A 12,482-nucleotide genomic window follows, 5' to 3' on the forward strand; every position below is an offset into this window, starting at 1 on the left:
GGTAAAGGGATTCCCCTAAAGATCAGAGGAGAGCCGTTATCAGCTGATTTCCTCCTCGTTTTTCGGCTTCATCCAATGTCCGTCGTGCCCGCGTCAAAAATGCCTCCACAGACGGAATGCCTTCTGTTATTTCAAAGATGCCGATACTCATTGTGATCGTTCTTCCCGGGATATTTTCACTGTTCGGAAAAGATTCCTTTTCAAGAAGGCTTTTCAGCTTATTTCCAACGCCGATCGCATTTTCCTTAGGTGTTTCGGTTAATACAATTCCAAAGGTACTGCCATAACAGCGGCAGACAAGATCCGGTTTACGCAATGAATCACAAAACATTTTTGCGACCCGCTTAATCGTCTCGTCGGCGGCAATTCTCCCCGTTTTTTCGTTGAGCTCTTTAAAATAGTCAATCCGTGTGATCAAAATGGTATTCAGCGAAGACGTGTCCAAAAGTTTGTCTAGCCGCTGTCTGAGAGTGTCTTCGAAATACTTTTCATTATGCAAGCCCGTGAGAGGATCAATGATTCTGAATTTTTCCGGAATGTTCGAAGCCGCTTCCGCTCTCCTTCTTCCTCCAGTCGAAAGGTTGTGGCGTTTTAAACATTCAAGCAGCGTTTCTATTCTCAGGGGCTTGGCGAGATAATCTATCGCACCCATGCTTAATGCCATTTCACGATTACCCGTATTCGAAATAATAATCACGGGAATTTTGCTGGTCTCGGGGATGCCTTTTAGGGAACTGAGTACTTCCCAGCCGTCTCGGTCCGGCAAGAGAACATCCAGGGTGATGAGACCCGGCTTCACTTCGCGTGATTTTTCAATCGCCTGGATGACTGAATCCACATGAATTGTCCGATAACCTAACCCGGTAAAGCAGCTCTGCAGGAAATGGGTGAAATGCAGATCCTTCTCGACAATAAGGACTGTCATGCCCGAGTTGACCTGTCCGGAATCTGTCAAACCGGAGGTTTCGATCCGTTCATCGTCCTTACCGGACTTTGCCGTCACCTCTTTTTCCGATTCCATCCGCGTCGGGAGGATAAACGAAAAGCGGCTGCCCTTTCCGATCTGACTTTCCAATTTGACCTGGCCGTGATGCATTTCAACGAACCGTTTCACAATGGGGAGTCCCAGGCCCGTTCCGGGAAACTGCCGGGTGTAGGAAGTATCGGCCTGCCTGAATTCCTCAAATATTTTAATCAGATCGGTATCTTTAATTCCAACACCGGAATCGATTACAGAGACTTCAATGGCATCCTGATCTTCCAGTTTGCAAGCCCGGACTTCGATTGCAATAAGCCCTCCCTGATAGGTAAACTTGATCGCATTACTCAGGAGATTCAAAAGAATCTGTTTGACTTTCACTTCATCCGCACTGATCACGAAATTTCCATTTCCCATCCTGGATTCAAGAACTTGACCTTTCTTTGTCACGAGAGGCGTAACGGCTTTAATGCAATTGTGAATCACACTCCTCATCGAGAATTCTCCAAAATGGAGTTCCATTTTTCCCGCTCGAATTTTCGAGAGATCCAGGAGGTTATTGATGATATCGAGAAGATGTGATCCGCTGCTCTGAATATTTGTAATATATTCTTCCTGCTTCGAATTAAGCTGCTGGGTCATTTCGTCCAGCAGCAGTTCGGAATAGCCGATGATCGACGTCAGGGGTGCCCGAAGTTCATGGCTCACATTGGAGAAAAATTCGGACTTAAACCGATCGGCTTCTTTGAGTTGTTCGACCATTTCAAGCGTCTGGGAATAGAGGGTGGCATTTTCAATTGCGATTCCTAACTGGTTTCCGATTGAGGTCATTAACTCTATCTCCGATTCTGTGAAAATTCGGGGAGTGCGTCCAGTTCCGGTGAGGGTCCCGACAACACGGTCTTTTGATTTTAGAGGAATCGCTACCATCGAAACATACCCGAGCTTAAAAATCGGACTTTCATGCAGGGGATGTTTCCGGGCGTCTTCGATGATGAGCGGCTGTCCCGATGCCGCGACCTGACCTGCGATCAATTCCTTGACCGCGATGTCCTGGTACTGACTGGAAAAGTCCGGCGGCAGTCCGCGTGTGACCTTGAGGTGGAGCCGGGTTTTGGTTGAATCCAATAAGCGAATCGCGCCCGCTTGAAACTGCATCAGTTCGATGATCTTATCGAGACTGTTTTCAAGAATTTCCTGAAGATCCAGCGATCGATTGATGGTCGTCGCAGTAATATTCAAGGCGGTAAGCTGGCGAGTACGACTGTCCACTTTCTTTTCAAGGGTCGAATAGGATTCCTTGAGCTTTTCCGCCATTCGATTAAATTCATCGGCAAGTTGTTCTATCTCATCATTGGTTCTGATATCCAGTTTGACATCCAGATTGCCTTTCCCGATCTCTTCGGCGCCTTCATGTAAAATCTGTACGGGTTTTGCCAATTTCTTGGACAGCATCACCCCCATGACGACGACAAATCCCACCAGGACGAGGCCTGACATGGAAACGGACATGAGCAGGGAATTAATCGGTGCGTAGAGCTCACGAGGATCCTGTCGAATAAAACTGTGCCAGGTTTTGCCGGTCGAATTCAACGTGATTTCGGAAGCCGCAATGGCTTCAGAAAATCCGACGATTGAATCATGGCCGCCATGACCGTCATCGATTGCCCTGATCCATCCGGGAGTCGATGAAATCACAGATGTCAGCAGTCCACTGTCTTTTAAATAGCTCCCGGTTGGCATCACGGGACAGGTCAAAACCCGGCCTAAAGAATCAATGAGCATCGCGTGACCGGTTTCGCCGAAACGGATATCGTGTATGTACGGCTGGATCAGGGTTCGAATATCATGGAAAACGACCAGAATGCCGATCGTTTTTCCCTTTTCTTCATCGATCACGGGCACAGCAATATTGATGACCCAAGATTGAGACTTCTCAATAAACGCAAGATCCCCGATATAAACTTTCCCCACGCCGTCATTGTAAGCCTCTTTCCACCAACTTTCCTGACTGTGCAAGAAATCCGGGAAACCATTGACACTGGCGACGATGGCCCCTTTTTCGTCCGTCAGATAAAAGGCGGGATATAAAATCCCTTTGGTTACCATAAAGCTTCTAAGAAGAATAGAGGCGTCTTTCATGAGAATGGCTTCTTTAAGGGTTGGGTCATCCTCGTCCCATCGCCGATTCAATTGAGCCAGTTCATTTCGGATTTCCGGGTCGGAAAGCGCGCGGTAGTTTCGATTGGACTCTTTGAGAGCCTGTTTGAGCTCCTTGTTGATGGACAGATTCCTTTTTCCTTCAATCTCCTTTTCAATGACGAGATCCGTTTTACGTGCAGCTTCCCGGGCCAATCCCTGAAAATTGTGGCCCATTGATTCTCTCAGCCTGTATATACCATTCCAGTAGGTAATCGAAAGTCCTACGATAATCGGGACAAGTCCCACAATAAGGAGGGCTACGATTATTTTGTTTCTAAGTCCTGTCTTGTGTTGTCTGACCGTCATAAACAACCATCAAAATAGGGGTTTAAGTTTTTTAAAAATTCCCCCCCAATCTACCATAATTTCATTTAATTTAATACCAGATTAACTTTTAGTTTTAATTTGAAAGGCCGGGCGGCTCCATGAGAGAACCGGGAAAGAAGGTATGGTCGATTTTGGATTATTGAAAATTCGCCATGCCGGGAAGCAGGACCTTGTTACCCCCCAGGGATTTCGCAATGAGAACCATTTCGTGGGCTATGAAGATCAAATCATCAATGTTCGCATAGTGAGTTGGAAAACAGGCACCCCCAATGCTGATGGTCTTTCTCATTCTTCCTTCAGGCTGTACAAAATCACTGAGTTCCACTTTGCTCCGAATCCTTTCTCCAATATCCAACGCATGGGAGCCTTCCGCCTGATACAGGATAACGAGAATCCGGCTATGATTGATCCTCCCGATCAAATCGGTATCTCGAATGGACTGTCTGATGAAGTGAACGAGACTTTTTAGGCCTTCACCGTTGTCCAATTGATCAAACGCCACGGAAAGCAGCGAAAAAAAATAATCATACCGAAGGGCTCGTTTTTCCTCCGATTCGAGTAAATATCTAAAAACGTTTCGAGAAATCGCACTGGTTTCATCAATGAGGTTCATCATTTTAACCACTCCTGATAGATGTTTAGTTTCAAGAATACTCGGGTGTTTTTAAGAATTGATGAGATTCTCGTAATGATATATTGAGAACGCGTAAAACCTTTCTAAAGACTTTTCCAGATTTGACGAGCGTGAGAAATCCTTAATGCGATCTTGAAAATTTAACAACAAAAGTTAACTCCTCTTTTATCAAATTCTAATCAATTTCATTTATCCTCTTGAAATATGATAAGCGCGAATTCGATGAAGAGGTTGATATGAATAGTCCTGGCTATCTTTGGATTGATCTAAGATGCGACCCTTCTCCTAAAAGTCTTTTTGCCACCCTATCCAGACAGTGGCTGACATTTCGAATAGAAATTGGGGAAGATATTCCCGCCAAAATAAAGGAGACTTCCCCTCAATTTCTCTGTTTTGAGTTCGATTACCCCGATATCGAAGGATTAAAAGCGATCAGAAAAACCAAGCTTGAATTTCCGTTCTTGCCAATTCTCATGGTCACTCATTACCACTCCGAAGAACTGGCGGTGTGGGCATTCAGGGCGCGCGTTTGGGATTATATGGTACAACCCTTGTCTCTGGAAGAGATGGCTCTTCGACTTGAAACCCTCTTCAAAATTTGTAATCAGCGAAATGACAGTTATACCAGGACGATGTATTCGTCCTGCCAGCTTATACCCGTCGCATTCAGGTTTATCGGCCACCCGTTAAAAAAAAGAATGACGCTCCCCGCCATCTCTTTCATTGAAAAAAATTTTGGCGATAAGATAAGAGTTAGGATGCTGGCCGAGCTTTGTACATTGACACCAGCCCAGTTCAGCCTGGCTTTTAAAAAGGAAAACGGCATTTCCATTCGTGAACACCTGATTCAATTTAGAATTAACAAAGCAAAACAGCTGTTGGACAACCCCTATTCATCCATCACGGACATTGCATTTTCCGTGGGATTTAATGATCTCTCGCATTTTACCCGCATCTTTAAGAGATATTTCGGAACCGTCCCGTCGTGCTACAAAAGGTCGAAACCGCCTGTTTCCGATCTCCATGTCCTGCCCAAACAAACTCCTACTCTTTTTTAGAAAACACCTAGTGTCGTTGAAAGACAATCTGGTAAATATTGACACGCGACAATAGTCAATAGGATGAGCTCCATGATCAGCGGTAAATTCCGCTTATACCGCGATGTTTCATCTACTACACAGGGGGATCCGATGAAAAGGCAATTTCATTTCGATATCACCAAGAGACCCATTTATCAGCTGTTTTTCGTTTTATCGTGGCTGTTTGCTTTAGAAATAATGTATTCGACAAATCTTTATGCACAAACCGTCCCGCCTCTGGCATGGTCCGTTGAATACGATTCCGGATACAGCGACAGCGTGCGAAAAATTGCGACAGATTCCGCGGGAAACGTCTATGTGACGGGAAGCAGCTCTTTGAATGGGAAAGACTATGATATAACCACGATAAAATATGATTCGTCCGGCAATCAAATCTGGATAGCTCGGTACGTAAATGGTAGTCCCGGAGACATTGTGACGGATTCTACCGGAAGCGTATGGGTCTCGGGAACCAGCTTTAACGGCATCAATTATGATTTGACTACCATAAAATACGACCAAAATGGAAATCAACTTTGGGCAGACAAGTCAATTAACGGAAATGCAACGGCGATTGCCGTTGATTTGGCGGGAAATGTCTACGTGACAGGTTTCACATCTAACGGATCGAACGACGACTATGTCACCCTAAAATTGGATACTTACGGAACTCGGATCTGGATGAAAACCTACGATAATGGAGGGACCGATCATTCCATCGGTATTTCAATTGATAGAATTGGAAATATCTACATTACCGGATCGAGCTACGGAACTGGAACCGGACAAGATTTCGCGACGATTAAATATAGTAACAGTGGCGATCGACTTTGGCTCAATCGTTACAATGGGCCTGCATCGGGAGATGACTATCCCGTACGGATTGTCTCAGATGCCCTTGGAAATACATATGTTACAGGATCCAGCAATATCGAAAACGCAACAATTAAATATGATCCAAGCGGTAATCAGCTCTGGGTGGCCCGTAATGTCATTCAAAATGCGGATCTTGCCATCGATTCCGCAGGAAGCGCTATTGTATTTGGCTGCGATAGCAGTGCAATCCCGCTGGAATTGGTAAAATATGATTCAAATGGAAATCAACTTTGGTTTCGGCACTTCGCAAATGGATTCCCGCATAATGTCCTGGTTGATCCATCAGGAAATATTTATGTGACAGAGACGAGCTCTGAGACCACATCCCTCTTAGGCATCACGACTATCAAGCTCGACTCTTCCGGCAATCAAATATGGAAAGTGAGATTCAATAACGGATTCAATGATTGGCCCATGGCCCTCGCATTTGACCCGTTGGGGAATCTCCTGATAACAGGTGTGAGTAATCACAACGCGTTAGATTATCTCACTTTGAAGTACAAGATTGCGCCTGACCTGTTTGAAACAAATATGGCCAGTCCAGCTTTAGGAACTCTTCAAAATCCGGGTGCAAGTTTTGCGGTTTCAGATACGGTGTCCAATCAGGGAAATAGTCCGGCGGGATCATTCTCCGTGGGAATCTTTCTCTCTCCGATCGGACAGGGACAAACGGTCTTTCTCGGAAGCCGATTTGTTTCCGGCCTGGCTTCCGGAGCCGCTTCTACCGCAACAACATCTGTTAAACTCCCTGCCAATACGCCGGGAGGAACTTACTACCTGCAAGCCATCGCCGATTATACCAATCAAATTGTAGAATCGGACGAAACCAACAACGCATTGACCAATTCGTCCGGTGTGATCTCTGTTGCGCCGGCTGACTTGGTCATGACTTCGGTCGGTACTCCCGCCACGAATCTTGTGAAAGGGGGAGCCGTTTCCGTCACTTATACCGTTAAGAACTTGGGAAGTAACGGGGCATCGGCGTTTTATATCGGACTTTACCTTTCAACGGATAGTACGATCACCACGACCGATAAACTGCTCGGTACTGTTTATATGAAAAACGGTTTGGCTGGGGGCGCATCATTTGGTGGTACGGTTTCCCTGATTATTCCAGGCAGTACAACACCAGGCAGCTATTTTCTCGGGGCCTATTCCGATTTTTCAAACAAGGTTCCGGAGGGAAATGAAACGAACAACGGCCTCGCAATGACCACTGCGATACAGGTCCATTAGTGAGGTCAATTCATGGCCGTGGCAGATACTCTCAAAACAATTGCCACGGCCATGAACGGATTCCAGGAAAAGATCCTTTCGTTACCGATTAAAGAGATCGTCTATTATTTTTCCCGGAATCGTCGCTAATCAGGGCCCAGATACTTAAGGCAATCATTCCTACAGCTCCAAGCAATGCCGCAATGCCATATTCGATGAAACCGTTGACGGGAACCATATGGACCTCCTGGTGAAAGGGTTAGGGTGATAAGAAATTCCTTAAATTAAATATGTCCGAAGATTAATGGATTATTATCAGTGCTGAATAAAGGTGATGTAAATTTTTATAAAGATTCTATTAAGGAAGGGTAAGAATGATTTAATTCTTTGAAACGATTTTGGTGGAGACATTGAAAAGCCTTTGACAATTCAATGCCTTAACGGATTTTTCAAGAGGATGAATCGCAAGCGACGTGATTATCCGCAGCCTGTAAATCTTTGGGCTCCATTCCTTTTTCAATTGGAATCTTTTCATCATAAAGAATTGTCTCGATTGGGGTCGGATCTTCAGCAGAAAGACCGTAACGTTTGATTAATTTCTGATGCGCCCGTGGCGTCATAATATGATAGCTGACTTTGGCCTCAAGAGTAAGTTTTTCTCCGTCAGACGGAATCCAGTACGAAAAAGAAAAATTTCTTTCTTCAAGAGGATTGAGACGGTTGTCGTAATATTCGAAAATGACCGGTTTCCAGATGAGCCACCTCCCTATTGTTTTTAGGGAATGTTGAACTCTTTGACCTTTACCATTCGTGACGGTAAATTCAACCGTAAAATAGCGATCAGGGTCACCGGTCGGGAGGTTATGTCCCGCTCCCCTGTTTTTCAAAGTCAGAACATAATTCGCCTTAACCCCGGGAGCATAGGCCATTCGGTCTGATTTCAATTCGACCTGGAGTGCCCTTTGAAGCATTTCGGGCCGGTGCCCCCCCCACCATAAATGTTGGCGGACTTCCCTGACCGGACCGCCGGGGACCAAAGCCCTTTCTATTTTCGGCATATGACAGTCCTGGCAAATTATCCCCTTTTTTGCGTAAGGTCCGTTTTCCCACTCCACCTGCGTATTACAGGGGTTGCCCCTGTAAAACATGAATTTTTCCTTCGGGACATGATGACAGTCTAGGCAAAGCCGGGCGGTTCGAAATCTCGGATCAAACGCCGTCGGATGCGGGGCCTGGAGGTCATTAAATGGACCATAGATCGTTCCGTTTCGAAGATGACAGGTCGCGCAAGAGATTCCCTCCTCACGGAATTGAGGATCAAAGCGGGGATTCTTGATTCTAACGGGCCGGTCTGCCCTTTGATTCTGCAGCGCCTGTATTAGAAACTCCTGTTGATTTTCAACCGGAGTGTGGCAGTTCAGACAAACCCAAATCTGTTGATCTTTTTTCCAATAAGCCTGAAAAAAGGGATCTTTCCAGGCGTTCCCGTGAATGGATCCTTCCCACTCCCGGTAAATTTCAGTGTGACAGACGCCGCAGTCACTTGCTTTAATTCCAGTCAATCCGGCCGGAATGGCCTGGTAGGGAATGGGTTTATTAAACGGCGGTGCAATTTTAAAGATAACGGGAGAATAAATAAAATGATTGTACCCTTCAAAAAGGAGAAATCCGATCAAAACAAGAATCGATGCCCCTATTATCTTTTTCACGCCCTGACGACCTTCTTGCTTGTGGATTCCAGGCTGAGCTGACGCAATAAAGAGAGATTTTCTTTATCTTCCTTGTCCGTGTCCCCTTTAGGAGTCTCCAAAACCATCGGAATTTTCTCGAAGCGACAATCGTTCATCAGAAACCGAAACGCTTCAATGCCGAGATATCCTTTTCCGATATGTTCGTGCCGGTCTACCCTGGAAAGATAGTCCTTTTTAGAATCATTCAGGTGAAACGCCTTGATCCATTCTAAACCGATCTTCTGGTCAAATTCTTGAAAAGTTCTGTCATATCCTTCTCGCGTGCGAATATCATAACCTGCAGCAAAAATATGGCAGGTATCCACACAGATCCCCATTTTTTCGCGGGAATCCAGCAAATCCAGGATATTTCTCAAATGTTCGAACCGGTAACCGATATTGGTCCCCTGTCCGGCCGTCGTTTCCATGAGCAGTTTAACCTGAAACCCCGGGTTCTTTTCGAAAATGTCGTTCAGGCTTTTGGCGATGATACGGCATCCCTCTTCTTCACCTGCGCCAAGATGAGAACCGGGATGAAAAACAAGATAAGGAAGGCTGAGTTGATCACATCGATCGATTTCATCCAGGAAAGCGTGGATCGATTTTTGCCGGTCCCCTTCTTTCGGGCTTCCGAGATTTATCAGATAGGAATCGTGTACAAGAATGCTAAATTCTCCCCAGCTTTTCTGTTTTTCCTTAAACTGGCCTATTTCGTCCTTTTGAAGCGGCTTGGCCTTCCACTGGTTTGAGTTTTTACTAAAAATCTGCAGCGCTTCACATTGAGCCTCTTTTCCACGTTCGATGGCTTTGTAAAGACCGCCGCTGATTGACATATGGGCGCCCAATAACATAGAGTATTCCTTTCAACGGCCCGGTTCTCATCGAGCCCATACCGGAATGCCCGTTTCAGGCCAGGCATCCCTTCAATCATTCGCTTGAGGAGGTCATAAAGGAAGGTTAACCCGCTCAATTTAAGAGCCGGAAATTGTGGTTTTTCAATAGGTTAATTATGGAGTAAGGATCTGGCGATAGTCAAGGCGCTTTTTCATCCGGTCGCCTCAGCTACCTATTTTTGCATTAGATCTTTAGAATTACGCTATCAAAAGGATCCTTTGAAATTATTTTTGCGATGGTTAATCAATACTGTGGGAATTCTATTCGCAGGATATCTCGTCCAGGGAATTTACCTTGAGGGCTACCTGACTGCAGTTGTCGCCGCGGGTGTTTTGGGTGTGATCAATGTTCTTATCCGTCCGATTCTCATTTTGCTGACGCTTCCATTGAACATTCTCACATTGGGGCTATTCACATTTGTTCTTAACGGATTCATCTTTTACTTTATCGGAAATGTCGTAAAAGGCATGGCAATCGCCGGCTTTTGGCCCGCCTTCTTCGGAGCGCTGATTATATCTGTTGTCAACGGGATCGCCCATTTTTTCTTCTTTTCTTCTTCTCACGTAGAGAGGCCCTACCGCACCTAATCAGGCCTTTCGAAGCCAAATTGACTTTTGCCTGGCAAATATCCTATAGTTTCTATAGCTGATATTGCGTTTGAGTTACCCCATGATTTCTAAAGTGTTTAGCAGTGCGGTCTATGGCCTCGATGCTTTTCTTGTCGAAGTTGAGGTCGATCTCGCCCAGGGCCTACCTCATTTCTCAATTGTTGGGCTTCCCGATGCTGCGGTCAAAGAAAGCAAAGACCGGGTTCGGGCGGCCCTTAAAAACACAGGATTTAATTTTCCGGTTAAAAAGATTACAGTCAATCTCGCTCCCGCCGATCTCAAAAAGGAGGGTTCCTCATTCGATCTTCCGGTTGCCATTGGAATCCTCGCGAGTGACGGCGTTGTTCCCCTGAATCCGGTTCAGAACTATCTATTTGTCGGTGAGGTCTCCCTGGATGGCAGAATCAAACCGGTTAGGGGTGCTCTCTCAATTGCCATGTTAGCCCGGGAGGCTAAATTTAAAGGTCTGATTCTACCCGCTGACAACGCCCAGGAGGCGGCCGTGGTAAAAGGTCTGGATGTATTCGGGATCCATACCATTCCGGAGGTGGTCGAATTTCTTGCCGGAAACCAGAAACTCTCACCCGTTGAGTTTGATTCGGAATTACTTTTTCAAAATCAGTTACAGTGCTTTGAAGATTTCATCGATGTGAAAGGACAGGAGTCGGCAAAAAGGGCTCTCGAAATTGCTGCTTCAGGCAGTCACAATGTTTTGATGGTTGGACCACCCGGTTCCGGAAAAACCATGCTGGCCAAAAGAATGTCCGGAATACTTCCCCTGCTTCATTTTGAGGAAGCACTGGAAACAACACGTGTTCACAGCGTCGCAGGACTCATGTCGCGAGATCAACCGTTGTTAACTCATCGTCCCTTTCGATCGCCCCATCACACAATTTCGGATGCCGGACTGATCGGTGGGGGCCAATTTCCAAAACCGGGTGAGGTCAGTCTCGCCCATAACGGAGTTCTTTTCCTGGATGAACTCCCGGAATTTAAAAGAAACGTTCTGGAGGTTCTTCGACAGCCACTTGAAGAAGGCCAGGTCGTTATTTCCAGAGCCTCGGCGTCTCTTGCTTACCCTGCCCGATTCATGCTGATTGCCGCGATGAACCCCTGTCATTGCGGTCATCTGGGGGATCCGCTTCATCCCTGCGTCTGTTCGGCTTCGCAAATTCAAAAATACAGGGCTCGCGTTTCGGGACCCCTTCTTGACCGCATCGATATTCATATTGAAGTTCCCGCCGTCAAGTTTAAAGAACTTTCAAGCGACAGAACAAAGGAAACGTCTTTTGAAATCAGAAAAAGAGTCGTGGCAGCAAGGGAGATTCAGAAAGAGCGCTTCCACAAAGATGGCATTTTCTGCAATTCCCAGCTTAAACCAAGACATTTCAGGAAATATTGCGAATTGGACACGTCTACCCGGAAGCTGATTTCGTTGGCCATGGAAAAGTTGGGTCTTTCAGCCCGTGCCTATAATCGGATTTTGAAAGTCTCACGGACCATTGCAGATTTGGATCAAAACGAAAAAATTCTTCCTGGGCATGTCTCCGAAGCAATCGGATACCGGAATCTGGACCGACGCAACCGGCTCTGACAATGTGGTTGCCCTTACGGCATCATGGTTCTTTTTAATTTAGCGACCCTCATTGAGAGTCCCTTTTCAGAACAAATAAATCTTCGAACCTATTGGAGGAACTTATGTCAAAAAAAAATCCGGACAAGACTCAAGTATCCGTCGAAGTTCATGCAGAGGGCAAGCCTTTCATTGACAAATCATTGAATGAGCGGATTGCCCAAAAAGCTTATGAAATTTATCTGAATAGAGGACGAATTGACGGCTACCACGTTGAGCACTGGTTAGAAGCAGAGAAGATTGTTCTTTCCGAAATCGGCTCCAAGGATTTTATGAGACAGTGGCTCAAGACAGTTGTCGGTTAG

At 45.8% G+C, this 12,482-nt stretch carries 9 protein-coding genes; 5 read left to right on the top strand and 4 right to left on the bottom strand.

The window, feature by feature from the left end:
• Window positions 1-22 precede the first annotated feature (22 nt).
• Complete coding sequence (locus HY200_11005; GenBank protein ID MBI3595474.1) at window positions 23-3,487, bottom strand: diguanylate cyclase; 3,465 nt, start codon at window positions 3,485-3,487, stop codon at window positions 23-25.
• Between the two features lie 157 nt (window positions 3,488-3,644).
• Complete coding sequence (locus HY200_11010; protein ID MBI3595475.1) at window positions 3,645-4,124, bottom strand: diguanylate cyclase; 480 nt, start codon at window positions 4,122-4,124, stop codon at window positions 3,645-3,647.
• A gap of 254 nt (window positions 4,125-4,378) precedes the next feature.
• On the opposite strand from HY200_11010, the gene HY200_11015 reads away from it, so the two are divergent.
• Window positions 4,379-5,200, top strand: a complete 822-nt coding sequence (locus tag HY200_11015) for a response regulator transcription factor (GenBank protein MBI3595476.1) — start codon at window positions 4,379-4,381, stop codon at window positions 5,198-5,200.
• A 132-nt stretch (window positions 5,201-5,332) separates the two neighbouring features.
• Window positions 5,333-7,333 carry an SBBP repeat-containing protein gene (locus tag HY200_11020; GenBank protein ID MBI3595477.1) on the top strand — a complete coding sequence of 667 codons (2,001 nt, stop codon included), beginning with the start codon at window positions 5,333-5,335 and terminating at the stop codon, window positions 7,331-7,333.
• A 428-nt stretch (window positions 7,334-7,761) separates the two neighbouring features.
• Here HY200_11020 and HY200_11025 read toward each other — a convergent pair whose 3' ends face one another.
• Window positions 7,762-9,021: a hypothetical protein gene (locus HY200_11025; GenBank protein MBI3595478.1), complete on the bottom strand. Its 1,260-nt coding sequence runs from the start codon at window positions 9,019-9,021 to the stop codon at window positions 7,762-7,764.
• A complete protein-coding gene (nfo, locus tag HY200_11030) occupies window positions 9,018-9,893 on the bottom strand; it encodes a deoxyribonuclease IV (GenBank protein ID MBI3595479.1) in 876 nt (291 codons plus the stop codon). The genes HY200_11025 and nfo overlap by 4 nt, the downstream gene beginning before the upstream one ends.
• Before the next feature lie 261 nt (window positions 9,894-10,154).
• On the opposite strand from nfo, the gene HY200_11035 reads away from it, so the two are divergent.
• The 3 genes from HY200_11035 to HY200_11045 all read left to right on the top strand — a co-directional run bounded on the left by HY200_11035 (window position 10,155) and on the right by HY200_11045 (window position 12,482).
• Window positions 10,155-10,523: a phage holin family protein gene (locus HY200_11035; GenBank protein MBI3595480.1), complete on the top strand. Its 369-nt coding sequence runs from the start codon at window positions 10,155-10,157 to the stop codon at window positions 10,521-10,523.
• Window positions 10,524-10,605: 82 nt separating this feature from the next.
• Window positions 10,606-12,138 (top strand): YifB family Mg chelatase-like AAA ATPase, encoded by a 1,533-nt coding sequence (locus HY200_11040; protein ID MBI3595481.1) that lies wholly within the window; start codon window positions 10,606-10,608, stop codon window positions 12,136-12,138.
• A gap of 104 nt (window positions 12,139-12,242) precedes the next feature.
• Window positions 12,243-12,482 carry a DUF2934 domain-containing protein gene (locus tag HY200_11045; GenBank protein ID MBI3595482.1) on the top strand — a complete coding sequence of 80 codons (240 nt, stop codon included), beginning with the start codon at window positions 12,243-12,245 and terminating at the stop codon, window positions 12,480-12,482.

The sequence above is a fragment of the Nitrospirota bacterium genome, assembly GCA_016194305.1.
Classification (GTDB): Bacteria; Nitrospirota; Nitrospiria; order JACQBW01; family JACQBW01; genus JACQBW01.

Excerpts from the sequence above, each read along its gene's own strand:
- HY200_11005 (MBI3595474.1), bottom strand. The coding sequence starts at position 3,487 with ATGACGGTCAGACAACACAAGACAGGACTTAGAAACAAAATAATCGTA.
- HY200_11010 (MBI3595475.1), bottom strand. The coding sequence starts at position 4,124 with ATGATGAACCTCATTGATGAAACCAGTGCGATTTCTCGAAACGTTTTT.
- HY200_11015 (MBI3595476.1), top strand. The coding sequence starts at position 4,379 with ATGAATAGTCCTGGCTATCTTTGGATTGATCTAAGATGCGACCCTTCT.
- HY200_11020 (MBI3595477.1), top strand. The coding sequence starts at position 5,333 with ATGAAAAGGCAATTTCATTTCGATATCACCAAGAGACCCATTTATCAG.
- nfo (MBI3595479.1), bottom strand. The coding sequence starts at position 9,893 with ATGTTATTGGGCGCCCATATGTCAATCAGCGGCGGTCTTTACAAAGCC.
- HY200_11040 (MBI3595481.1), top strand. The coding sequence starts at position 10,606 with ATGATTTCTAAAGTGTTTAGCAGTGCGGTCTATGGCCTCGATGCTTTT.
- HY200_11045 (MBI3595482.1), top strand. The coding sequence starts at position 12,243 with ATGTCAAAAAAAAATCCGGACAAGACTCAAGTATCCGTCGAAGTTCAT.